Here is a 21,956-nt window from a genome sequence, read left to right as displayed (position 1 = left end):
CGCGGGCCGCGCAGTCGGCAGCGGCCCTCGACGTAGAGACTTCCTCTCCCCGCTGACAGCGCGCGCACATACCGCTGACACGGTCGCTGTCACATGTCAGAGGGGTATCTCAGCGGCGCCGGTGCGACCCTTTGCGCGGTTTGCCGGTCCACATCACCAATGCCCCGATCAGCAGCACGATAGGCAGAGCGGCCACCCAGAGCAGCGGCGGCACCGGCTCGTCGTCCGACTGCGGCGCGGCCTGCTGGGCCGGGCGGACCTGGGCCGGGGGTTTGGTGCTGGGCGTCGGTTTCGGGGTCGCTTTCAGGTCGGCGCCGATCACCGAGAGGATCCACGGGGCGATCGCGTCGACCCGGGCCGACGTGTCGGCGCCGGTGTGCGGGCAGTTCGGGCCGCGGCTGACCACGCCGACCACGACCACCGGGCCGGTCGGGCCACCGGTGAAATAGGGCCCGCCCGAGTCACGTTCGCAGGCGCTGGTGTCGGCGCGCGGGGCCGAACCGGTCACACCCATCTCGAGCTTGGACGTCGAGGTGATCTCGAACTCGCCGGACTGCAGCCGGAGGGTGGTCTGCTTCGCCCCCTCCTTGGTGAACCCGAAGCCGACCAGGCGCAGCTTCTGCCCCTTGGCCGGCTTCTTGCGGTTCAGCTTCATCGGGGTGATGCCGGTGATCGGCCGGTCGAGCCGGGCCAGCGACACGTCGGCGTCGCCGTGCTGGCGCACCTCGACGACGTTGGCGCTGAACCCGGCCTTCCCGGTCAGATCGGCCCGCCCGATCGTGGCCACCGTGCGCTCGGCGACCGGGCGGGACACGCGGCGGCCGTTCTCGTCCTTGAAGCAGTGGCCGGCCGTCAGCACCCAGCGGGGCGAGATCAGGCCGCCCGAGCAGGAGCTGTCGCGGGTGCCGCCGTCCTTGGTCGGGATGCCGAGATCGGTGAGCTTGACCGCGAACTCGTACTGTCCGTCGGCCACGTCCTCACCGTTCGCTATCGCGTGGGCCGGCGTGCACACCGCCCCGGTGCCCAGCGTGGCGGCGACCAGAGCGACGACGACCCTCGATAGCGTCTTCATCGACGACGACAATAGTAAAAGTCCGCCAATTACGGACCGCAGCTCTCCTACTACTGTCCTTCGCGGCCGGCTTTACTGCTGCAGCCAGGCCAGCAGGTCGGCGTTGATGGTGTCGGCCTGCGTGGTCGGCATGCCGTGCGGGAAACCGGCATACGTCTTGAGGGTGCCGTCCTTGACCAGCTCGGCCGAAAGGGGAGCCGAGTCCGCGTACGGGACGATCTGGTCGTCATCGCCGTGCATGACCAGCACCGGCACGGTGATCTGGCGCAGGTCCTCGGTGAAGTCGGTCTGGCTGAACGCGACGATGCCGTCGTAGTGGGCCTTGGCGCCGCCCATCATGCCCTGGCGCCACCAGTTCTGGATGATCGCCTCGGACGACTCGACGCCGGGCCGGTTGAAGCCGTAGAACGGGCCGGACGGCAGGGCCCGGTAGAACTCGGAACGGTTGGCCGCCAGCTGCGCCTGCAGGCCGTCGAACACCTCCTTGGGCAGGCCACCCGGGTTGGCCGGGGTCTGCACCATGATCGGCGGGACGGCGCTGATCAGCACGGCCCGGGCGACCCGATCCTCGCCGTGCCGGCCGATGTAGTGCGCGACCTCGCCGCCGCCGGTCGAGTGTCCGACGTGGATCGCGTCGTGCAGGTCGAGGTGCGCGGTGACGGCGGCCAGGTCGTCGGCGTAGTGGTCCATGTCGTGGCCGTCGGAGACCTGGGTGGACCGCCCGTGCCCACGCCGGTCGTGCGCGACGACCCGGTAGCCGTGCGACAGGAAGAACAGCATCTGGGTGTCCCAGTCGTCGGACGACAGCGGCCACCCGTGACTGAACACGATGGGCTGCCCGCTCCCCCAGTCCTTGTAGAAGATCTCGACGCCGTCGGTCGTGGTCACGTAGGGCATTCCAGCCTCCTCAGTGCGGATGCCCTCAAGCTATGCCCGCCGTCTCGCGCGCGACCACAACACGTGATGAACAACCAATTTCCCCGTACGCCCGCTCACCGTTGGCCGCGAGTCGCGAAGCCGGACTGATAGGCCAGCACCACCGCCTGGACCCGGTCGCGGATGTTCAGCTTGGCCAGGATGCGGGCCACGTGCGTCTTGACCGTCGTCTCGGCCACCACCAGTTCGGCCGCGATCTCGGCGTTGGACAGGCCGCGGGCCATCAGGCGCAGGACGTCGCGTTCGCGCTCGGTCAGGGCGGCCAGCACGGCCGGTGGGCCGCTCGGCGGGGGCGGCGCGGCGAAGCGCTCGACCAGGCGGCGGGTGATCGCGGGCTCGATCAGCGAGTCGCCGGTGGCGGCGGCCCGGACCGCGGCGATGAGGCGGGTCGAGGGCGCGTCCTTGAGCAGGAAGCCGGCCGCGCCCGCCCGCAGGGCCCGGTAGACGTACTCGTTCTGGTCGAACGTGGTCAGCACGACGATCGTCGGTGGATCGGCGTGGCGCCGGATCTCCTCGGTGGCGGCCAGGCCGTCGAGCTCGGGCATCCGGATGTCCATCAGGATCACGTCGGGCCGGGCCTGCCGCGCCTGGCGGACCGCCTCGGCGCCGGTGCCCGCCTCGGCCACCACCTCGATGTCGCCCTCGGCCTCCAGGATCACGCGGAAACCCGTCCGGACCAGCGTCTGGTCGTCGGCTATCAGCACCCGGATCGTCTCGCCCACAAAGGCGATTCTGCCGGTCCGGACTACTCCCCGGGGTCATCCCTGAGGACGATGCCCCGGCCGGAAGTCGTCCTTGCGGCAGACGAGGGCCACGAGCCCGGGTTCCTAATGTCGTCGGCATCGAAGACGTGGAGAGGAACCCACCATGAAGAAGACCGACTGGATCCTGGCGACGCTGCTCACCGTGGGCGGGGTGCTGCTCATGGTCGAGAACATCTCGGGGATCGCCGACGAATCGCTGGTGCACCCGCTGTCCACCAACACCTGGGTCATGCTGCCGGTGTTCCTGCTGACCACAGTGCCGATCCTGTGGCGACGGCGGCACATCCTGGCCGTGGTCGGGGTAACCGTGGCCGCGATGGCGGTGCACCTCGTAGCGTTCGGCTGGGTGACCCGGTGCGGGGCCGGGCTTCCGCTGGCCTTCGCTCTGTCGTACGCGGTGGCGCGCTTCGCCGGAAACCTGCGGAACCAGGCCATCGGGCTGGCCGGGGTGCTCGCGGTGATCCTGCTCGTGCTGGCCCAGGACTCCTCGATCGGCGGCCTGCCCAGCGGTCTCGAGATCGCCCTTCCGGGGGCCGCCCTCTTCTACGGCATCGGTCTCGCGGTCCAGAATCGAAGTGCCCGGAAGCACGCAGTCCAGCCGGCCGCCGAGCACGCGACCGTCTGACTCTCCTCGGGAAGGGTGCGGCGATGAGCGGGATCCGGAGGATCGACTGGTTCGTGGCGGGGTGCCTCACCGCGCTCGGCGTCGTCCTGATGGTCTTCAACGTGCGGACCGACGACACGGAGTTCGCCCGCGAGATCGCCCGCGGTGCCGCCGCCCACCCGATCGAGTCGCATTCGGTGTGGATGGTCCCGCTGTTCGCCGCGGCCACGGTTCCGGTGCTGTGGTGGCGGCGCAACGTTCTCGCCGTCACCGGCGTCGCGCTCGGCGTGATGGTGCTGCACGACCTGATCTTCGGGTGGGTGACCCGCTGCGGGGCCGGTCTGCCGCTCGCCTTCGTCCTGACGTTTCTCGGGGCGCTGATGTCCTCCCGTACGAGGGCATGGTCCGTCCTCGGTCTGAATCTGCTGCTCTGCTGGGCCGTATTGGTGGTCGACGCCTCGGCCGGACCGGGCACCATGGTGCTGGCCGCGCCGGTCCTGGTCATCGTGTTCGGGGTCGGCCGGGCGGCCCGGCACCGGACCGCGCTCAACCGGCAACTGCGTCACCGCGACGAGGAACTGCGGCAGCTGCGCGACGAACGGGCGGCGCTGATGGTGGCCGACGACCGGGCCCGGCTGTCGCGGCAGCTCGACGGGCTGTTGCAGGAACGCCTCGACCAGCTCAGCCGGGCCGCCGAGTCGGCCGGTGGGCTGCCTCCGGCGCAGGCCCGGGCGCTGCTCGAGACGATCGAGACGGACAGCCGCCGGACCATGGACGACATGCGCGAGATCGTCGGGCTGCTGCGCGGGGGCGAGGTCGACCTGGCCCCGGCACCGACCGTGGCGCACCTCGACGCGCTGCTGGCCCGGCAGCACACGCCGCGCGCCCGGCTGACCGTCACCGGCGACCCGCGATCCTTGCCGGCCACGGTGGAGCTGTCGGCCTACCGGATCGTCGAATACCTGGTCGGGGCGCTGGGCGGGCTCGAGGTGGCGATCCGGTTCGAGAACGACGCGCTGGAGATCCGGGTGCACGGCTCGGTCAGCCGGGGTGGCGAGGTGCGGGCCGCGGTCACCCGGGCTCGCGAGCGGGCCCGGCTGCTCGGCGGGTCGGTCGACGCCAAGGTCACCCGGGGCCGGGCCAGGGTCGTGGCCCAGCTGCCGGTCGCCGGCCTCGGTCTCGGCTGATGCGGTCCCGCCCGATGCGGTCCCGGTCTCGGCTGATGCGGTCCCGGTCTCGGCTGATGCGGTCCCGGTCTCGGCTGATGTGGTCTCGGCTGATGCGGTCCCGGTCTCGGCCGGTGATCGAGAAGGCGCTGATCGCGGTCCTGATCGCCGGGGTCGTCGTGGTGCCGACGGCTGTCGCCGGCCAGTGGGGTCCGCTCACCGTGCTGCTGTCGGCGGCCGGTCTGACGCTGGTGTGGTGGCGGGAGCATCCGCGGCTCGTCGCGGTCGTGGGTGGCGGTCTGTGGCTGGCGGCTGCCGTGGTCGCCGGGAACGACTGGTTCCCTGACCCGGCCCTCGTGATCATGGCGCTGCTGGCGGGCGTCGCGGCCCTGGCGTTCCGCGGCCGTGCGGCTTGGATCACCGGGGCGGTCCTGGTGGCGTACGTGGGAACCCTGTCCTTGATCGTCAAAGGCAGTCTGATCGGGCTGGCCATGTTCAGTGTGCCCGCGTTCCTGGCCGGCACGGTGCTGCGGCTGCGTCGCGAGACGGCCCGTGAACTGGCCGAACGCGGGCGGGAGCTGGAGGAGGAACGGGAGCTGTTCGCCGATCTGGCGCTGCGGCACGAGCGGGCCCGGATCGCGGCCGAGCTGCACGACATCGTCGGCCACGCGATCAGCGTGATGATCATTCAGGCCGCGGCCGGGCAGCAGCTGGTCGAGCGCGATCCGGTGCGGGCCCGCGAGACGTTCGGGGTGATCGCCGAGTCGGCCCGGCAGGGGCAGGCCGATCTGCGGCGGCTGGTCGACCTTCTCGGCGGCTCCGAGGCCGTCGGACCCGATCTGTCCCTGATCGACGAGGTCGTGACGCGGGCGGCCCGCAGCGGACTCGACGTGACATGCCGTTTCGAGGGCGAGCGCACCGGCGTGGCGGCGCCGGTCGCGCACCTGGCCTTCCGCGTGGTGCAGGAGAGCCTGACCAACGCGCTGAGGCACGCACCCGGCGCACCGGTGCGGGTGCTTGTCACGACCGAGGAACGTTCTTTGCGCGTACGCGTGGAAAACGACCCGCCGCGACAACCCCGCCTCGAACTCTCGGGAACCGGGCGCGGGCTCACTGGGCTGCGCGAACGCCTGCAGGAGGGCGGCGGGCAGCTCACCGCCGGACCGGCTCCGGGCGGCGGATGGGTGGTAGTGGCAGCGCTCCCAGGCTCCTACGATCGGCCCTGATCACGACTTTCAGGGGGACAGTCATGCCGAGACCAACCATCGTCCTGGTGCACGGGGCGTGGGCCGACGCGTCGAGCTGGAACGCCGTCGCCACCACCCTGCAGGACCAGGGATTCACCGTGCTCGCCCCGACCAACCTGCTGCGCGGTCCGGCCACCGACGCCGCGTACGTCTCCTCGTTCCTGGCCCAGCGCACCAGCGGGCCGGTCGTGCTGGCCGGCCACTCGTACGGCGGCTTCGTCATCACCAACGCGGCCACCGGCGGCGGTGACGTGCGCGCGCTGGTCTATGTGGACGCGTTCGTGCCCGACGAGGGCGAGACGGTCTTCCAGATCCTCGGCGGCTCGGGGTCGGCGTTCGACGTGCCCGACCCGACCACGGTCTTCGACATCGCCGGCTATCCGGGGGCGCCCGAGGGCGACGCCGAAGCCTTCCTCAAGCCCGACACCGTGCACAACTCGTTCGCGCAGGACCTGCCGGCGTCCGACCGCTGGCTGATCGCGGCCGGGCAGCGGCCGATCACGTTGAGCGCCAACACGACGCCGTCGCCCGGCGCGGCCTGGAAGACGCTGCCGAGCTGGGCCGTCGTCGGCACCGAAGACCGGGTGATCCCGGCCGGGACGCAACGCTCGATGGCCGAACGGGCCGGCGCGAAGATCACCGACGTGTCCGCCTCACACGTGTCGATGGTGTCGCAGCCGCAGGCCTCGATCGACGCGATCCTGGCCGCGGCCGCCCACATCACCGACTGACCCGCGCCGGGTCGCTCTCTACTTTGTTTCGTCGAGCTACTTTGTTTCGTCGAGCGACAGCCGGTACCAGGTGGTGCCGTGGAAGACGTGCAGGGCAGCCCCACGCCCGACCGTGCGGATGCGGTCGGGCAGGGGTTCGCCGCCGGGGAGCGTCAGCCGATGACGCCCGGTCTCCGTCAACTCGCCACCGCCCTCGCTCACCTGCCCGATCACCAGCCGGCCCGCGCCCGAGTCGTAGCCGCCGTACAAGCCGACACGGTCGCCGTCCACGATCAGGCTGAGAGCTCCCCGGACCAGTCCGTTGCGCCAGACGGTGACCTGACCGCCTTCGACGCGCACCAGCGGGAAATCGGTGTAGTAGCAGGCCCACGCCGTCTCGCCGGTCACGTTGAGGGCATAGCAGTCGGTGATGCCGGGCGCGTCATCCATCGGGAACCGCCAGTCCGGCTCACCGTCCGGTCCGAAACGGATCAGCCCGCACTGGCCGATCGGCTCCGGTCCGGGTGCACTGCCCCACCCGTAGTTACCGACGACACCCTCGTCGAAATAGCCGGCCCACGCATCTCCGGAGGGGGTCGTGAACACGTCCTCGATACCGTCGCCGAAGGTGTGCTCGGCGACCACAGTGCCGTCCGCGTCGTAGACGATCGCGTTGCGGTCCGCGCCTTCCGGCCGCCAGCGGCACCGGGCGGCGACCACCAGCACGCGGCCGTCCGGCAGCGGCTGCGCGGTCGCGTGGGCCAGCGGCAGGTCACTGATCCGGACAACGCGGTCGAGCCCCGGCGAGTGCACGGTGACCCGGGCCGGCGCCGGACGGGCCGCTCGCGCGTCGGGGAACGTCGCGAACCCCGGCTGGACCGTGACCGCGCTCAACGCCTCCCGGTCGGCCTTCGCGGACCAGAGGGCCACCGCCTCGCCGTCCGGCCCGACCGAAACTGACAGCAGCTCATCACCCTCCTCAGCCGCCGTCAGCTCGCCGTGTGCGCGCAGGCGCGCCGTCGTCTCCGCCGTCTCGATCATCCGGACATTGGACCACCGCGAGCTCGCCTCGACCACCGACTTACGAGGCCCTGGAACCGCCACCGCCCGCGCTCGGAACGCGCTCGGCCACCGCGCTCGGCCGCCCCATTTCGCCGGTCTCCGTTTGATCGCGCGCGGACGGGTCACCATGGTCAGGTGACGAAATCGATCAACGGCTCGGTTCTGCTCATCGGCGCCTCGCGTGGGCTCGGCCGGGCCCTCGCGGCGGAATATCTGGACCGGGGATCCCGGGTGGTGGCGACCGTCCGCGGGACGGGCCGCACCGACCTGCACGACCTGGTGAACGACCGCCTCGAGATCGAGCATGTCGACATCACCGAGCCCGAGCAGGTGCGGGCTCTTCGCGAGCGGCTCGGCGGCCGCGAATTCGACCTGCTGTTCGTCAACGCGGGCGTGACCAACGGCCCTGCGGAGACGGCCGCGGACGTGACGACCGACGAGTTCACCCGGCTGATGGTGACCAACGCGCTGAGCCCGATGCGCGTGATCGAGACGCTGGGCGACCTGGTTCCCGCCGACGGCACCATCGCGATCATGTCGTCCGGGCAGGGCAGCGTCGCCAACAACGAGCGCGGCGGTTTCGAGATCTACCGGGCCAGCAAGTCGGCCCTCAACCAGCTGATGCGCAGCTACGCGGCCCGCCACCGGGACGACCCGCGCACCCTGCTGCTCACCGCGCCCGGCTGGGTCAAGACCGACCTCGGCGGGGCGGATGCCGCGCTGACGATCGACGAGAGCATCCCCAAGCTGGTCACCACGATCGACGCCCAGCGCGGCCACGGCGGTCTGCAGTTCCTGGACTACCAGGGCCGCACCGTCGCCTGGTGAGCCGTCACCCCGGCCCGGGGTCGACCGGGGCGTCCTCGGGTTCGCGGACCAGACGCCGCAGCAAGGATCGCGGGCGGGTCAGCAGACCGGCGGCCCGCAACTCGGCCACGCCCCACAGCAGGGCGGCCGACCCGCCGGCCAGAACGACCGCCGGCATGGTCGAGTCGTTGTCGCCGACCAGGCCGGTCACGGCCCAGATGACCAGGATCGCGCCGGCCGCGATGCCGACGGCGGCGGCCGCTCCGCGCCGGTTGGCGAGCCGGGCCAGACCGAGCACGACCAGGGCCGCGCCCCAGCTCAGGACCAGGGCGAATCCCATGACGTCACCGCCGTCGGTCCGGATCCAGGTCACCGTGGCCGCCGTGAGCAGGAGTGCGCCCAGTCCGGTCAGCGTGGCGCCGGCCAGGTAGGGGATCTCGACCAGCTTGGCCGCTCCCCACGAGACGGTGATGACACCGAGAACGACGAACGCGACGAACAGCAGGATCGCCGACCGCTCGTCGTCCACGTCCCGCATCCGCCAATGACCGGTCAACCGGACCATCAGGCGCGACAGGACGAGGATGCAGCACGCGGCACCGAAGCCGACGGCGCTGAGACCGGCGATCCGCTCGGATCCCAGCACCTTGGCCACGCCGAGGCCCGCCAGCAGGCAGCCGGCCAGGCCGAACAGGACGTCGACCCACACCGCGACACCGGCGGCCATGTCGGCCTGCATCAGCAGCGCCGCGCTGGTCGTGGCGGCCGTCCCGGCACCCGTCAGGACGACGCCGGCGGTGACGCGGCCGGCGAACATCCGGGATATGCCGAGCACGACGACCACGGTGCCGCCGACGAGCACGAGAGCGATGGCGACCGCCCGCGCGGCGGCACCCGCGGAGTCTTGTGAGGTGAACGCGGCGACCAGCAACGCCTCGCCCGCGCCGACCAGCGCGACGCCGCCGAGCAGGCGGGCCGCGGCCGACAACGCCGTGGGCAGCAGGACGGCCGTGGCGACGATCGCGCATGTCGCCAGCAGGAGCGGTCCGGCCCACGAGCCGGGCGTCACGCTCACGGCGACGGAAAGGACGAGTGCCGCGATCAGCAGGACGTGCAGGGCGTAGCGGCGAAGGGGCGCCTGGACGTGGAGCGAGCGGATCCATGCGCTCGTGGCCAGCACGGCGGCCGCGGCCGAGGCGGCGGCCCAGCCCCGATGGCCGAAGTCGTCGGTGGCGAGGTTGATGCCCATGCCGACGGCCAGGCCCTGGAGCAGGCCGGCGAACTGGCGGCGCCGGTCGTGGTCCCCGCCCGGGCGCCGGCCATCGGGATGGCCGGCGCCGGAAGGGAGTCCGGTTGTCAGTTGGTCCAGAAGACGTAGACGGCGCCGTACTTGACCGAGGCGACGTCGCCCGTCTTGCACGGGGTGGTGGGGGCCACGCCACCCGAGGTGAGCAGGCGGTTGATGTAGGTGGCCTTGCTCAGCACGCCGTTACCGGTGGTGGGCTGTTCGACCTTGAGAAGCAGTTCGGCGATGGTGCCCTGACGCGCCTTCTCGCCGGCCTTCTTGGCGGTCACCTTGGAGCCGTCGCGCAGGGACTCCCACGTCGGGCCACCGAAATGGTGCAGGCGGCCGCCGGTGCCGATCAGCTGAGCTTCGGGTGTGGAGGTCTTCTCGAACGTCAGGGTGGCCGGGTCACACTTGTAGTTCTGGGTGCCGTTGGTGACGATGTAGGCGCCGATCGGCTTGGAGCCGTCCGGGGGCTTGATCTCCGGGGCGATGCCAGGGATGGAGACCGCGCGGGCGTCGGCACCGACGGCGGCCGGGGCCGCCGGGACCCGCTCCGCGGCTGAGGCGTTGAAGGTCACGGCACCGACGGTGGCGACCACGGCCGCCATCCCCACTCCGGCGGCGGCGCGGACCCGGGAACGCTTCGTGTTCAGCATGTGAGGTCTCTCCTCGTCTGGGGGCGATGAGCGTCGCCCCTTCGACCGCTGACACGGATCTCCGTCGCGCGCAGATCTAGATCAACATCGATGAGGTACGTTCGTCCCCATCGGATGGTACGAACGGACTACACGTTCTGTTTTCGCAGGCCAGAATGCATGCTGTGTTTAACCTGACGGTAATCTGGGAGCCGGGAAACGAAGTCAGCCGGCCGCACGGGAAACGGGGTGCACCCGGCCCGCGCCGACGCCCTTGGCCGAGCAGACCGTCTGCGGATCGCTGACGAAGACGGCGGCCGTCTCGTCGGGCGGATAGATGCGGTAACCGCGCACCTCGACCGGCTTGCACTGAGCGGAGTCGTAGTTGGCGTAGTACGGCCACAGCAGCAGCGCGTACGCCTTCCCGCCGGCGCGCAGGGTGATGGTCGCCTTTCCCGAATCACCGGACTCACGGGCGAACGCCGAATTGACCTGTGTGCCGTTGTCGCCGGTGACCCAGGAGACGCCCGGATATCCGTACAGGGAACAGGTTTTGGAGGTTTTGTTGGTGAAGACCAGGTTGACCGAGTGCGTGCCCGCGGCGGCTCCGCCCTCACCCGGGGTGATGCTCAGGTCGGCGGTGTGACAGCGCGCCATGGCCCGGCCACTCGCACCGGGTGATGGCGACGAGGTGGCGGGCGACGAGGTGGCGGGCGAAGAGGTGGTGGGCGCAGGCCCGGCCCCGGCGTCACCGGAAGCCGGCGCCGGCGAGCTCGACGCGGGCGGACCCGCGTCGGAGGAGCCCGACGAAGACGAACAAGCGCCCAGCAGGAGAACCGGCACCACGGCGACGGCGAGAAGGCGATTCATAAGGTCTGAATACCTCGGCCGGACCGCCGGTAACCACTCCGCGCGAGTGACAAACCGGACAACGAGAAGCCCCGGCCGTACGGGACGGCTGGGGCTTCGATGGCTGAGGAAGCGACGGCTCAGGACTTGAAGGCGTCCTTCACGTTCTCCACGGCCTGCTTGATCTTCGACTCGCTCTGGTCGGCCTTGCCCTCGGCCTCGAGGCGCTCGTTGTCGGTCGCCTTGCCGACGCCCTCCTTGACCTTGCCGCCGAGCTCTTCGGACTTGTTCTCGACCTTGTCGTCGAATGCCATGACAGCCTCCACATCGTCGTGCCTACGACTACGGAGTACCCATGCTTGCCGGAAGACAACCATTGATCGCCCCTTGCTTGCCGAGTCCGGCCGTAGTTATGTATGTGAGTACTCACTTACTACCGGCAGGAGGGCACACGATGTCGTTCGACTACCGAGCCCCGCACGGCGGAACCCAGATCCCCGGCGCCGACCCCACCGGCTACATGCTGGACGCCGACGACGGGTCGACGACCTGGTTCGCGGGCGCTCTGATCACGTTCAAGGCCAAGGCGGCCGACACGAAGGGAGTGCTCTCGTTCTTCCAATGTGACGTCCCGCACGGCTGGCAGGCCCCGGTGCACCGGCACGCCAACGAGAGCGAGCTGTTCTTCATCACCGAGGGCGAGTGGGAGGTGTACGTCAACGACACCGTGCACCTGGCCACGCCCGGTTCGACGGTGTGGATCCCGCAATCAACGGCACATTCCATTTTCGTACGGTCGAAGCGCACCCGCGGCTACTGCGTGATCACGCCCGCCGGTTTCGAGAAGTTCTTCGAGGACATGGGCGAGCCGGCCACCGTGCCGTCGATGCCCACCCACGAGACGCGCGATCCGTCGGTCGAGGAGCTGCTCGCGGGCGGAAAGGCGATGGGCTGGGAGTTCGTGGAGCCGCAACCAAGGCGGCTCTAGACTGCGCGGATGCCGAGAGTCCGCTCCACCGCCCACGTTCGCCGCGCCGACGTCATGCAGGCCGCGATCGAGGCATTCGCCCGCACCGGCTATCACGGCACATCGACCAAGACGGTCGCGGCGGGGGCGGGTATCTCGGAGGGGTACGTCTTCCGGCTCTTCGGCACCAAGCAGGCGCTGTTCGTCACCGTGCTGCGCGACTGCTTCGAGCAGATCACCGAGGCGCTCACCGCCACCACGCTGGACGAACTGGCCGATCAGTACGCCCGGCTGATCACCCGGCGAGAACTCATGACGATCCAGATCCAGGCGCTCGCGGCCTGCGACGACACCGTCATCCGGCAGGAGTTGCAGGCCGCACAGAGCCGGCTGGTCGAGCACGTCCGCGAGCGGTCGGGCGCGGACGGCCCCGAGGTGCAGATGTTCTTCGCCCGCGGACTTCTGTGCCACTTCGTGGTGGCGCTGGACGTGCTGGGCGACGAGTCAGACTGGGCGCGGATCCTCACCGACGGGATCCGGCACTACTGACTCCGGCGTCCGCGGGTGGCGCAGCCCGGGGTGATCGGCCGGCAGCGTCCGGCGGATGACCCACCAGCTGACGGCCAGGCACGCGGCGACGAGCGGCCAGGTCAGGGCCACCCGAGCCACCCCGAGCGCGACGACCTGGTGGGCGGCGTAGAGGGGCAGGAAGATCGCCAGCCGGACCACGTACTGCATCACCCACACCCAGCTGGCCAGGCAGTAGGAGCGCAGCAGGGCCGGGTCGCGCCGCCACCGGAACTTCTGCCCGAGCACGCCCCCGACCACGATGCCCAGCAGCGGCCACCGCACCACGATGCTGACCGCCCAGGCCAGCGCGCTCGCGGCGTTGCTGAGCAGCTGCAGCAGGAAGAAGTCTTCGGCGCGGCCGGTCCGCAGCGCGATCAGGGCCGCCACGCAGACGCCGAGCAGGCCGATCAGCACCGCCCGGGGCTTGTCGCCGTGCCGCAGCCGCCAGATCGAGACGGCGATCGCGCACACGACCGCGACCCCGGCACCCCACCAGATCGACTGCCCGGCGGCCAGCCATCCGACGACGAACCCGGCCGCCGGCAGGGTGGCGTCGATCGCGGCACGCCGCCCGTTCAGCAGTTGCGCCAACGACTCCGGCTGCGTCATGCCCAACCCCGTCCTTCAAGAGTTAGGAAAGCCTAACCGCAGCCGAAGCCGGCCCTCACTCCAGGTGGAAGGTGGCGTCGCTGCGGGCCGAGGCGTCGGGGGCCGCCTCGACCCGCAGCAGGTAGTTGACGTGTCGCAGGTAGCGGCCCGGATAGTTCACCGACTCGAAGGAAACCCCGGAGGAATCGGCCATTCCCGTACGCCGGTAGAAGCTCGCATCCGCAGTGAACAACGCACCGCCGTCGGCGCGGTCGACCCAGGCCTCGCTGTTGCGATGGCGCAGGTAGTAGCCGGGGTAGTTGGTCGACTCGAGCGACACCGAGCCACCACCGGCCAGTCCGGGGACGATCCGGAACTGGGAATCGGCGAGCGTGGTGACATTCGGGTCGAGCCGGGCGCGGAACTCCCAGTGCCGGATGTAGCGGTCGGGGACGTTGTGCGAGCGGAGGCGTACGGGATGGGCGCCGTCGGGAACCGGGATCCCGAAGTTGGGCGTGCCGTCGGCGTTCCAGTAGAACTTCTGCACCCGGGTCCGGCGGTTGGGGTCGTTCAGCGGGTCGCCCGAGATGTCGCGATAGCTGCGGTCGTGGTAAAGGATCAGGTCGCTCTGGCCGTCCTCGGCGACCGTGAAGGAGTTGTGGCCGGGGCCGTACTGGCCGGTGGCCGCGTTGGTGGCGAAGACCGGGTTCGGGCTCTTGGTCCACGACGACGCACTGAGCAGGTTGGCCGTGGCCGACGCGGTGAGCAGGCCGACGCAGTAGTTGGCATCGGTAGCGCTGGCCGAGTAGGTCATGAAGACGCGGCCGTTGCGGATGACCACGGCGGGTCCCTCATTGACCGCGTAGCCCCGGGTCTCCCAGGACAGCGTGGGTACGGCCAGGCGTACGGGCGTACCGGAAATGGTCCATGGGTTGGTCATGCGGGCCAGGTAGAGGTTGGAGTTGGTGGCGATGCCGGGCTCCTGCTGGGCCCAGGCGAGGTAGCGGACACCGTTGTGCACGAACGTGGTCTCGTCGAGCGAGAACGTGTCCCACGGCGTGACGATGCGGCCGCGCTCGGTCCAGGTGCCGGTCAGGGGATTCGCGGACGTGCTTTCCAGTACGTACATGCGGATGCGGAACCGGTCGTCGGCACGGCCGGCGGTGAAGTAGACGTACCACCGGCCGTCGATGAAGTGGATCTCGGGCGCCCAGATGTTGGCGCTCATCTCGCCGCTGGTGTGCCTGCGCCAGATGACCGTCTCGGGCGCACTCGACAGGCCCTGGACGGTGGTGGCGCGGCGCAGGACGATGCGGTCGTACTCGGGGACGGTCGCGGTCAGGTAGTAGTAGCCGTCGGTGTGCTTCCAGACGTGGGCGTCGGCTCGCTGGGCCGCGATCGGGTTGGTGAAGGAGACCGGCGCCAGCATGCCGAGCACCGTGATCAGTGTTGCCACGAGGACGTTCATGCCGGCACGACCTGCCACTGCTGGCACGTGTTGCCGAGCCACGACCACTGCCGGACATCGGTGCCGTCGGTGGTGCCGCAGTTGGTGACGTCGGCGACCTTGCCGGTGGCCGCGTTGACCAGGCGCACCCAGCCGCCGGTGGCTGTGTAGACCAGGCGGAACCGCTGGCACGTGTTGTTCAGCCAGGTCCACTGCTGGATGTCGGCACCGTCCGCGCTCGAGCAGTCGGCCACGTCGAGGGCCTTGCCGGTGGCCACGTTGATCAGGCGGTTGGTGTCGTCGCCCAGGTCCTCGATGCGCCAGCTCTGAGCGGTGGCGCCGGTGCAGGTCCATTGCCGCACATCGTCGCCGTCCAGGCACTTGCCGCTGTTGCGATTGATTATCCGGTACGCCGTGGGAGTCGCCGCCGTCTCTCCGGCTGGGCCCGGTGCGGTTGTGCCGAGACGCATCGGCGTACCGAAATTGGGGGTGTTGTCGGTGTTGAAGGTGAATTTCTGGGCGCGGGTCGTGCGGTTGTTGTCGCAGCCCTCGTTCACGCCGTCGTTGGCGTGGTAGACGATCCAGCTCTCGGTGCCGTCCGGTGAGGTGAAGATGCCGTGGTGCCCGGGGCCGTAGACGCCGTTCGCGTCGCTGCGCTGGAAGACCGGGTTGGCGGCCTTGGTCCACGACGAGGCGCTGAGCGGGTTCGAGCCGGTGAGGGTGAGCAGGCCGAGCTTGTAGTCGGGCCCCCAGCAGGCGCTGGCCGAATACACGATCATCGTGCGCCCGTTGCGGTAGAGCGCGGCCGGGCCCTCGTTGACGTCCCCGCCCTGCCGCTCCCAGCCCTGGGCCGGCGTCGAGATCGTCGTGAACGACCCGCTTACCGTGTACGGGTTGGACAGTGGCGCGATGACCAGGTTCTGTGTCGCCGTGGTGAACGCGCTCGCGATCAGATAGAGCGCGCTGCCGACCTTGAGGATGCTGCCGTCGATGAGCCAGCCGCTCGCGCCGTTGCCCTGCAGGCGGTTCCGGTACGTGTACGGGCCCAGCGGATCGCTGCCGGCGCTCTCGAGCACGTGCAGGCGCTGACTGTCGTAGTTGGAACCTCCCGCCCCGGCCGTGTAGTAGAGGTACCAGCGCCCGTTGAGATAGTGCATCTCGGGCGCCCAGATGTTGCAGCACCGGTCGGCCACGGTCTCGCGATAGACCTGGATGCTCGGCGCCGTATTGAGGCCGGCCAGGGTCGGCGACTTGCGCATGGTCAGCTCGGACGTCCACGAGGTCGAGATCATGTAGTAGTTGCCGTCGTGGAACTGGATCCACGGGTCGGCGCCCTTCACCGACTTGACCGGGTTGTTGTAGGTGCGCCCGGGGGCGGCATGGGCGGGCACGGTCGGCACGAACACGACCGCCAGCGCGATCATCACGGCCAGAAATCTTCGAAGAACGTTCATCGGCGAGGCCACTCCGTCCGGTCTTGTCGATCGTGACCACGCGTCCGCGATCAGGCTGTATCGAAGTTTGCCAACGTGTTTCGCCGTAGTGTTAACGATAACAACCATGCCGTCAAGAAGTTGCCCGCATCCGTCGGGCGTTCTAGCATCGCGACCATCAGACATTGACGGTCTTCGTTGCGCTGGCGCCACCGTCGAAGCGCTTCGATGACCGTCGCGGACAGAGGGAGAGACATGCGCGGACGAAGTCTTGGGGTGGCGTTGAGCGCCGCCCTGGCCGTGACGGGAGGGGTGGCCGTCCTCACCGCCGCGCCCGCGTCGGCCGCCGCCGGGTGCCGGGTCGGTTACGCGGTCAGCAGCTCGTGGCCGGGTGGATTCGGGGCCAACGTGACGATCACGAATCTCGGGGACCCGCTGAGTTCGTGGACGCTCGTGTGGACGTACGGGAATGGGCAGACCGTCACCCAGGCCTGGAACACGTCCCTGACCCAGAGCGGGTCGACGGTGACCGCCCGCAACGTGAGCTGGAACGGGGCGCTGGCGACCAACGGGACCGCGTCGTTCGGGTTCAACGGCTCGGCGAGCGGGACCAACAGTGTGCCGACGGCGTTCACGCTGAACGGGACGGCCTGCACCGGGACCATCACCCCGACCACGCCGCCGGCGACCACACCGCCGCCCTCGACCGGTGGCGTTCCGTCCGATGCCGCCTGGGTCGACTCCGGGCAGTGGGCGTCCTGGACGAACAACGGCTACACGCTCTACAACAACATCTGGGGGTCGGGCGCCGGCTCGCAGACCATCTGGGCCCGCAGCGGCACCAACTGGGGTGTGGTGGCCAACCACCCGCGGACCAGCGGCGTGAAGTCGTACCCGAACACCGGCAAGACGCTCAACCGCACGCTGAGCTCGCTGAAGAGCGTGTCGAGCTCGTTCAACGTGAGCGTGCCGGCCGACGGGGACTACTCGACCACGTACGACATCTGGGCCAACAACCACGCGTACGAGGTGATGATCTGGACCAACCAGCACGGCGCGGTGGGTCCGATCGCCGAGCAGTACGACGCGAACGGCGCGGTGCCGAACGTGCGCAACCTGTCGGTCGGCGGCCACACCTGGAACGTCTACCGCGGCTCGAACGGCGCCAACGCGGTGTTCTCGTTCATCCGCACGAACACGAGCTCGGGCACGATCGATCTGCTGGCGGTGCTGAACTGGCTGCGCACCAACGCCTGGTGGGGCGACGTGACGGTGGGTGAGCTGCAGTTCGGCTTCGAGATCAGCGGCACGGCGGGTCAGTCGAACTTCACCACGAACAGTTTCTCGCTCAGCTACAGCTGAGCTTCCGGGTACGGTCCCGTCGCGCTCCCGGACGCGACGGGACCACCTACTGTTGGTGGATGCGCCTCGCCCACATCACCGACCTGCACTTCGGGGCGGAGGTGCCGGCCGTGGTGGCGGGGCTGCTCGACGACGTCGTCGCCCAGGACGTCGACCGGGTGCTGGTCAGCGGCGACCTCACCATGCGGGCGCGCGACGAGCAGTTCGAGGCCGCTCGGGAACTGCTCGACGCGATCGGCCGGCCGTGGACGAGTGTGCCCGGCAATCACGACCTGCCCCTCGATCGCCTGGCCCGGGCGTACGGCAGTCTCGACGCGTACAAGCGGATCATCGCCCCTGATCCGGAGCCCGTGGTGCGCGACGGCGGTCTGCTCCTGGCCGGACTGAGCTCGTCACGCCCTTACCTCTGGAAGAGCGGACGGGTCGACGCCGCGCAGCGCTCGTTCCTGGCCGCCGAACTTGGAAAGGAAGCCGAGCTGAAGGTGCTCATGCTGCACCATCCGCTCTTCGGGGCAACGCCCGCCCGCGGCTCCCGGGCTGCGCTGCAGGTGGCCGACGCGGCCGGTGTCGATGTGGTCCTGTGCGGGCACGACCACATCTCTGTCCGGCAGAGACTCGGCCGGATGATCGGGGTCATCAGCGGGACGGCCTGCTCGTGGCGGGTGCGCGGCGGCGAACCTCAGGCCTGGACGCTGCTCGACCACGAGGGCGACCGGCTGCGGATCACCGTGCGGCACTGGCGCGACGGCAAGTTCCGCGAGACGGACACGACGGAATGGCGGCGCTCAGGGGACGGCTGGCACGCCTGACGCGACCCGGATCAGGGCGTCGAAGTCGCGCCGGGTGGGCACGGCGCCGGCTTTGGGCGGGGTCAGATTCCGGGGCACCCGTACGCGCAACGCCGCCGGCAACGACACGAAGCGCAACGGTGGCGTGAGCACAAGAGCCTCGCCGTCCAGCCCGACCGGTACGTCGCCGCTCGACCGCACCTCGAAGCCGGACGCGGTCCACTCCCCCGCCGGCAAGGGTCCGCGCGCGGCCACGATCCCGAGTTCGCCGCCGTCGAGCCGCGGCCGCCGCCCGTGGGACAGGTCGTAGGGATTGTTGGACACCAGCACCAGGGTCGCGCCGGTGAGCGGCTTCCCGTCGGGGCCGTCGAACCCGAAGTCGGGCGGCGACGCGGCCGGACCGAGCAGGTCGGGCAGGAGCCGTCCCCACGTGCGGATCTTGGCCTTCCGGTAGCCGGCCGACTGCACCACCTCGGCGTAGACCCCGAGCGACGCGTTGTTGACGAACACCCGGTCGTTGACCTGGCCCAGATCGATCCGCCGCTCGGCGCCGTCGGTGAAGGCGTCCAGCGCGCCCACCACGTCGGCGCGGTCGAGCCCGAGGTCGAGCGCGAAGTGGTTGCGGGTGCCGGCGGGTACGCACACATACGCCACCTCGTGCCGCATCGCCACCGTGGCGACCAGTGCCTGCGAGCCGTCGCCACCGGCCATGCCGAGCACGTCGGCGCCGTCGCGGACCGCCTGCTCGGCCAGCTCGGTGAGGTCGTCGCCGGGTTTCAGCGTGATCGTCTCGATGCCCCGTCCGGCGGCGGCCGCGGCCAGGCCGGCCCGCTCGGCCGCGCCGTCGCCCGACTTCGGGTTGATCAGCAGGACCGCCCGCCGGGCCGGTTCGGCCGCGACGGCGACCAGGTGACGCTGACCGCCGAGCGCGAATCCGCCCGAGACGGCGAACACGACCAGCATGCCGACCTGCACCAGGAACAGCGAGACGCCGAGCAGGATGACCATCGACGCGGCGGCCAGCGCCACCACGGCGGCGATCCAGCGCAGCGGGCCACGGCGGGTCAGGGCGTACCAGACCGCGGCCAGAGCGACCGCCGCGGCCAGCACGAACAGCGCGAAGTTGCCGAAGTGCCGGATCGCCGTCTCGAAGGCCGCGGCCAGCGCGAGCAACGGCGAGGCCAGCGCCACGACCGCGGCGGCGCGCCGGCTGGACGTCAACGCGGCGGCCGGGGCGGGCCGGTGGTCGGCGGCGCGCCCGGGGTGCCGGGTGGCGGGGTGGCGCCCTTGCCGTTGCTGACGTTGATCACCACGACGCCGTTCTTGACCGTCCGGCCGCTCGGCTCGGTGCCCGCCGCGGTGCCGGCCGGGCAGGTCGAGTCGACCTCTTCGGCGCCGATCACCGGGTAGAAGCCGGCATTTTCCAGCCGGTTGCGGGCGCTGCGCAGCGAGTCGCACTCGACGTTCGGGATGCGCCGCTGATCGCCGTAGATCAGCTTGCGGTTCTCCGGCCGTTTGAACTGGACGTCCGGCTTGCCCTCCATGTAATCGGCGAGCGTGCGGTAGACGGCCGGGTTGACCGTGTCGTGGCTCATCCGGTCGCGGTGCGCCTGCCAGTCCGGGTTGACCAGGTAACCGCTGACCACCAGCGACGTCGTGCCGGCGGTGAGCGAAGCCGTGCGGTCCTTGTCGGTGGTGCCGGTCTTGCCGAACACCGGATGGCCGACCACACCGCGGACAGCCCGGGCCGTGGCGCCACCGCAGCTTCCCGTACGGGCGCGGTCACCGACCGGGCAGCGGGCGGCGTCGACCGCCGCGCGGGCCACGTCGGGCGTGGTCGCCTGCACGCAGTGCGGCTTGCCGATGTCGAGCTTCTCGTTGTCGCGGGTGGTGATCTGCTCGATCGGGGTGGGTTCGCAGTACTGGCCGTCGGCGGCCAGGGTGGCGTACGCGTTGGCCATGTCGAGCGGCGTGGTGGCGGAGACGCCGAGCGTGAACGCGCCCCACTGGTGCGAGTAGCCGTCCGAGGCGAGCTTGGCATCCTCAGGCACGCGGAACTTGATGCCGAAGCGCTTCGCGACGTCGACCACCTTGTCCGCGCCGACCCGTTCCTCGAGCGGCACGAAGTACGTGTTGATCGAGCGGCCGAACCCGCTCCACATGTCGTAGACGCCCTCGCCGCCACCGCCCGAGTTCTGCGGGCACCAGAAGTGGGTGCCCGAGCAGGCCGAGTCGCTGCTGCGCGACACGATGTATTTGGACCGGTAGAACTTCTCCGCCTTGATCGTGTATTGCAGCGGATAGCCCTTCTCCAGCGCCGCGATGATCGTGAAGATCTTCATGACCGAGCCGGCCTGGTAGCCCGTGATGTCACCGCCGCCGCTGATCAGCGGGTTGACCGTGTTGGGATAGGACGCCTTGACGCCCTGGCGCCGCTTGGCCGGGTCGGACGAGAGCGGGTTCTTGGAGTTGTCGAGCTTGTACTTACGGTTGGTCGAGAGCAGTTTGACTTTGCCCGTACGGGGTTCGACCGCCGCCAGCAGAAGCGCGTTCTGGTCCTTCTCCTTGATCTGCTGCGCGATCCGGTCGCGGGCCTGCCCGGTCGCCTTGAGGTCGATCGTGGTGCGGATGCGGTAGCCGCCGCTCTTCAGGCGCCGCTCGCGGTCGAACGCGGTGGCGCCGAACTCGGGCCGCTCCATCCACCAGCGGTAGAAGAAGTCGCAGAAGAAGCCCCAGTTGTTGTTGGCCACCGAGACACAGCCGTTGGGCACCGGCTGCACCTTGCGCGGGATGGCCTCCTTCTTGGCCTTCTCGCCCTCGGCCACGGTGATCGCGCCGGAGGCGACCATGCCCGGGATGACGTAGTTGTTGCGGCGCTGGCGGATCTCGTCGTAGCCGTTGGCGGTGGTCGGGTCGTAGAACGACGGCGCCCGCACGATGGCCGCGAGCAGGGCGGCCTGGCCGACCGTGAGGTCCTTGGGCTTCTTGTTGAAGTAGACCTTGCTGGCCGCGAAGATCCCGTAGGTCGCCTTGCCGAACGGCGCCATGTTGAGATAGCGCTCCATGATCTGCTCTTTGGAGAGCTTCTTCTCGACCTGCATGGCGTACTTGATCTCGGTGACCTTGCGCTTGTTCGTGTCCTCGGTGGCCTTGACGACCTCGGACGGGCTGGTCGCCGAGTAGGCCAGCGACATCCGCACCCACTGCATGGTGATGGTCGAGGCGCCCTGCTTGGAGTCCGACTTGCCGCTGTTGTTGACCACCGCGCGGGCGACACCCTTGAGGTCGACACCGTTGTGGTTGTAGAAGTCGCGGTCCTCGGCGGCGACCATCGCGGCGACCATGTGCTTCGAGATGTCCTTGAGCGGCACATCGCTGCGGAACTCGTCGTAGAACTGGGCGATCTGCGTCTTGTTGTCGGACGCGTAGACCCGGGTGATCTGCGGCGAGGCGAAATCCTTGAGCTCACCGGGCAGGCTGGCGAACGCGTCGCCGCCCGCCTTGGCCGTCAGCCCGGACATGGCGGCCACCGGGAAGGCCGCCGCGGCGACCACGACCCCCGCCACCAGACCACACGTGAGCAGCGCGAACACGTTGAAGGCGAGGTTGTGATCCCGCCTGCGCCACCAGGAACCCACCGAACCACCCACCGTACGACGTC

The 21,956-nt window shown here is 69.9% G+C and carries 22 protein-coding genes; 9 read left to right on the top strand and 13 right to left on the bottom strand.

Features of this window, described 5'->3' with window-relative positions:
- Positions 1–109: 109 nt before the first annotated feature.
- The 3 genes from KOI35_RS11555 to KOI35_RS11545 form a co-directional block, all read right to left on the bottom strand.
- Positions 110–1,072, bottom strand: a complete 963-nt coding sequence (locus KOI35_RS11555; RefSeq protein ID WP_215786403.1) for a S1 family peptidase — start codon at positions 1,070–1,072, stop codon at positions 110–112.
- 72 nt (positions 1,073–1,144) lie between these two features.
- The gene (locus tag KOI35_RS11550; protein ID WP_215786401.1) at positions 1,145–1,969 is read right to left on the bottom strand and encodes an alpha/beta fold hydrolase; all 825 of its coding nucleotides are present in this window, start codon (positions 1,967–1,969) and stop codon (positions 1,145–1,147) included.
- 95 nt (positions 1,970–2,064) lie between these two features.
- On the bottom strand, positions 2,065–2,730 hold the full coding sequence (locus KOI35_RS11545; RefSeq protein WP_308120907.1) for a response regulator: 666 nt from the start codon (positions 2,728–2,730) through the stop codon (positions 2,065–2,067).
- A 145-nt stretch (positions 2,731–2,875) separates the two neighbouring features.
- Here KOI35_RS11545 and KOI35_RS11540 point away from each other — a divergent pair, with 145 nt between their 5' ends.
- From KOI35_RS11540 to KOI35_RS11525, 4 genes are all read left to right on the top strand, one after another.
- A complete protein-coding gene (locus KOI35_RS11540; RefSeq protein ID WP_215786399.1) occupies positions 2,876–3,397 on the top strand; it encodes a hypothetical protein in 522 nt (173 codons plus the stop codon).
- Positions 3,398–3,420: 23 nt separating this feature from the next.
- Entirely contained in the window at positions 3,421–4,563 is a 1,143-nt protein-coding gene (locus KOI35_RS11535; RefSeq protein ID WP_215786397.1) for a sensor histidine kinase, read from the top strand.
- 92 nt (positions 4,564–4,655) lie between these two features.
- Positions 4,656–5,768, top strand: a complete 1,113-nt coding sequence (locus KOI35_RS11530) for a sensor histidine kinase (protein ID WP_215786395.1) — start codon at positions 4,656–4,658, stop codon at positions 5,766–5,768.
- Positions 5,769–5,791: 23 nt separating this feature from the next.
- Complete coding sequence (locus tag KOI35_RS11525) at positions 5,792–6,520, top strand: alpha/beta fold hydrolase (protein WP_215786394.1); 729 nt, start codon at positions 5,792–5,794, stop codon at positions 6,518–6,520.
- Positions 6,521–6,556: 36 nt separating this feature from the next.
- Here the strand turns inward: KOI35_RS11525 and KOI35_RS11520 are convergent, their stop codons facing one another.
- Positions 6,557–7,540 carry a YxiH-YxzG fusion protein gene (locus KOI35_RS11520; RefSeq protein WP_215786385.1) on the bottom strand — a complete coding sequence of 328 codons (984 nt, stop codon included), beginning with the start codon at positions 7,538–7,540 and terminating at the stop codon, positions 6,557–6,559.
- Positions 7,541–7,696: 156 nt separating this feature from the next.
- Here KOI35_RS11520 and KOI35_RS11515 point away from each other — a divergent pair, with 156 nt between their 5' ends.
- A complete protein-coding gene (locus tag KOI35_RS11515; RefSeq protein WP_215786383.1) occupies positions 7,697–8,389 on the top strand; it encodes an SDR family NAD(P)-dependent oxidoreductase in 693 nt (230 codons plus the stop codon).
- Between the two features lie 4 nt (positions 8,390–8,393).
- Here the strand turns inward: KOI35_RS11515 and KOI35_RS11510 are convergent, their stop codons facing one another.
- The 4 genes from KOI35_RS11510 to KOI35_RS11495 all read right to left on the bottom strand — a co-directional run bounded on the left by KOI35_RS11510 (position 8,394) and on the right by KOI35_RS11495 (position 11,454).
- Complete coding sequence (locus KOI35_RS11510) at positions 8,394–9,617, bottom strand: hypothetical protein (RefSeq protein ID WP_215786382.1); 1,224 nt, start codon at positions 9,615–9,617, stop codon at positions 8,394–8,396.
- Between the two features lie 107 nt (positions 9,618–9,724).
- The gene (locus KOI35_RS11505; RefSeq protein WP_215786380.1) at positions 9,725–10,312 is read right to left on the bottom strand and encodes a DUF3455 domain-containing protein; all 588 of its coding nucleotides are present in this window, start codon (positions 10,310–10,312) and stop codon (positions 9,725–9,727) included.
- Positions 10,313–10,516: 204 nt separating this feature from the next.
- Positions 10,517–11,161, bottom strand: a complete 645-nt coding sequence (locus KOI35_RS11500; RefSeq protein WP_215786378.1) for a DUF4232 domain-containing protein — start codon at positions 11,159–11,161, stop codon at positions 10,517–10,519.
- A gap of 119 nt (positions 11,162–11,280) precedes the next feature.
- On the bottom strand, positions 11,281–11,454 hold the full coding sequence (locus KOI35_RS11495) for a CsbD family protein (RefSeq protein WP_215786376.1): 174 nt from the start codon (positions 11,452–11,454) through the stop codon (positions 11,281–11,283).
- Positions 11,455–11,594: 140 nt separating this feature from the next.
- On the opposite strand from KOI35_RS11495, the gene KOI35_RS11490 reads away from it, so the two are divergent.
- A complete protein-coding gene (locus KOI35_RS11490) occupies positions 11,595–12,128 on the top strand; it encodes a cupin domain-containing protein (RefSeq protein ID WP_215786374.1) in 534 nt (177 codons plus the stop codon).
- 9 nt (positions 12,129–12,137) lie between these two features.
- Entirely contained in the window at positions 12,138–12,656 is a 519-nt protein-coding gene (locus KOI35_RS11485; RefSeq protein ID WP_215786372.1) for a TetR/AcrR family transcriptional regulator, read from the top strand.
- Here the strand turns inward: KOI35_RS11485 and KOI35_RS11480 are convergent.
- From KOI35_RS11480 to KOI35_RS11470, 3 genes are read right to left on the bottom strand one after another with little or no spacing between them, the layout of a single operon-like run.
- Positions 12,612–13,286 carry a DUF3159 domain-containing protein gene (locus KOI35_RS11480; RefSeq protein ID WP_215786369.1) on the bottom strand — a complete coding sequence of 225 codons (675 nt, stop codon included), beginning with the start codon at positions 13,284–13,286 and terminating at the stop codon, positions 12,612–12,614. The genes KOI35_RS11485 and KOI35_RS11480 overlap by 45 nt on opposite strands.
- 55 nt (positions 13,287–13,341) lie before the next feature.
- Positions 13,342–14,721: a family 43 glycosylhydrolase gene (locus tag KOI35_RS11475; protein WP_308120906.1), complete on the bottom strand. Its 1,380-nt coding sequence runs from the start codon at positions 14,719–14,721 to the stop codon at positions 13,342–13,344.
- A gap of 8 nt (positions 14,722–14,729) precedes the next feature.
- Positions 14,730–16,166, bottom strand: coding sequence for a family 43 glycosylhydrolase (locus tag KOI35_RS11470; protein ID WP_246612888.1), 1,437 nt, complete (start codon positions 16,164–16,166; stop codon positions 14,730–14,732).
- 234 nt (positions 16,167–16,400) lie between these two features.
- Here KOI35_RS11470 and KOI35_RS11465 point away from each other — a divergent pair, with 234 nt between their 5' ends.
- Both KOI35_RS11465 and KOI35_RS11460 read left to right on the top strand, forming a co-directional pair.
- Positions 16,401–17,507: a glycoside hydrolase family 12 protein gene (locus KOI35_RS11465; RefSeq protein WP_215786363.1), complete on the top strand. Its 1,107-nt coding sequence runs from the start codon at positions 16,401–16,403 to the stop codon at positions 17,505–17,507.
- Between the two features lie 59 nt (positions 17,508–17,566).
- Positions 17,567–18,316, top strand: a complete 750-nt coding sequence (locus tag KOI35_RS11460) for a metallophosphoesterase family protein (RefSeq protein WP_215786361.1) — start codon at positions 17,567–17,569, stop codon at positions 18,314–18,316.
- On the opposite strand, the gene KOI35_RS11455 is transcribed toward KOI35_RS11460, so the two are convergent.
- Positions 18,293–19,516: a diacylglycerol/lipid kinase family protein gene (locus KOI35_RS11455; protein WP_215786359.1), complete on the bottom strand. Its 1,224-nt coding sequence runs from the start codon at positions 19,514–19,516 to the stop codon at positions 18,293–18,295. The genes KOI35_RS11460 and KOI35_RS11455 overlap by 24 nt on opposite strands.
- Positions 19,513–21,933: a penicillin-binding protein gene (locus tag KOI35_RS11450; RefSeq protein WP_215786357.1), complete on the bottom strand. Its 2,421-nt coding sequence runs from the start codon at positions 21,931–21,933 to the stop codon at positions 19,513–19,515. The genes KOI35_RS11455 and KOI35_RS11450 overlap by 4 nt, the downstream gene beginning before the upstream one ends.
- Positions 21,934–21,956: the final 23 nt, after the last annotated feature.

Source organism: Paractinoplanes bogorensis (assembly GCF_018829635.1).
In the GTDB taxonomy this organism is placed as follows: Bacteria; Actinomycetota; Actinomycetes; order Mycobacteriales; family Micromonosporaceae; genus Actinoplanes; species Actinoplanes bogorensis.
This window is presented reverse-complemented; position numbering and strand designations above follow the sequence as displayed.

Excerpts from the sequence above, each read along its gene's own strand:
- KOI35_RS11530 (WP_215786395.1), top strand. The coding sequence starts at position 4,656 with ATGCGGTCCCGGTCTCGGCCGGTGATCGAGAAGGCGCTGATCGCGGTC.
- KOI35_RS11465 (WP_215786363.1), top strand. The coding sequence starts at position 16,401 with ATGCGCGGACGAAGTCTTGGGGTGGCGTTGAGCGCCGCCCTGGCCGTG.
- KOI35_RS11495 (WP_215786376.1), bottom strand. The coding sequence starts at position 11,454 with ATGGCATTCGACGACAAGGTCGAGAACAAGTCCGAAGAGCTCGGCGGC.
- KOI35_RS11460 (WP_215786361.1), top strand. The coding sequence starts at position 17,567 with ATGCGCCTCGCCCACATCACCGACCTGCACTTCGGGGCGGAGGTGCCG.
- KOI35_RS11485 (WP_215786372.1), top strand. The coding sequence starts at position 12,138 with ATGCCGAGAGTCCGCTCCACCGCCCACGTTCGCCGCGCCGACGTCATG.
- KOI35_RS11550 (WP_215786401.1), bottom strand. The coding sequence starts at position 1,969 with ATGCCCTACGTGACCACGACCGACGGCGTCGAGATCTTCTACAAGGAC.
- KOI35_RS11540 (WP_215786399.1), top strand. The coding sequence starts at position 2,876 with ATGAAGAAGACCGACTGGATCCTGGCGACGCTGCTCACCGTGGGCGGG.
- KOI35_RS11525 (WP_215786394.1), top strand. The coding sequence starts at position 5,792 with ATGCCGAGACCAACCATCGTCCTGGTGCACGGGGCGTGGGCCGACGCG.
- KOI35_RS11520 (WP_215786385.1), bottom strand. The coding sequence starts at position 7,540 with ATGATCGAGACGGCGGAGACGACGGCGCGCCTGCGCGCACACGGCGAG.
- KOI35_RS11480 (WP_215786369.1), bottom strand. The coding sequence starts at position 13,286 with ATGACGCAGCCGGAGTCGTTGGCGCAACTGCTGAACGGGCGGCGTGCC.
- KOI35_RS11535 (WP_215786397.1), top strand. The coding sequence starts at position 3,421 with ATGAGCGGGATCCGGAGGATCGACTGGTTCGTGGCGGGGTGCCTCACC.
- KOI35_RS11510 (WP_215786382.1), bottom strand. The coding sequence starts at position 9,617 with ATGGGCATCAACCTCGCCACCGACGACTTCGGCCATCGGGGCTGGGCC.
- KOI35_RS11500 (WP_215786378.1), bottom strand. The coding sequence starts at position 11,161 with ATGAATCGCCTTCTCGCCGTCGCCGTGGTGCCGGTTCTCCTGCTGGGC.
- KOI35_RS11505 (WP_215786380.1), bottom strand. The coding sequence starts at position 10,312 with ATGCTGAACACGAAGCGTTCCCGGGTCCGCGCCGCCGCCGGAGTGGGG.
- KOI35_RS11470 (WP_246612888.1), bottom strand. The coding sequence starts at position 16,166 with ATGAACGTTCTTCGAAGATTTCTGGCCGTGATGATCGCGCTGGCGGTC.
- KOI35_RS11490 (WP_215786374.1), top strand. The coding sequence starts at position 11,595 with ATGTCGTTCGACTACCGAGCCCCGCACGGCGGAACCCAGATCCCCGGC.
- KOI35_RS11555 (WP_215786403.1), bottom strand. The coding sequence starts at position 1,072 with ATGAAGACGCTATCGAGGGTCGTCGTCGCTCTGGTCGCCGCCACGCTG.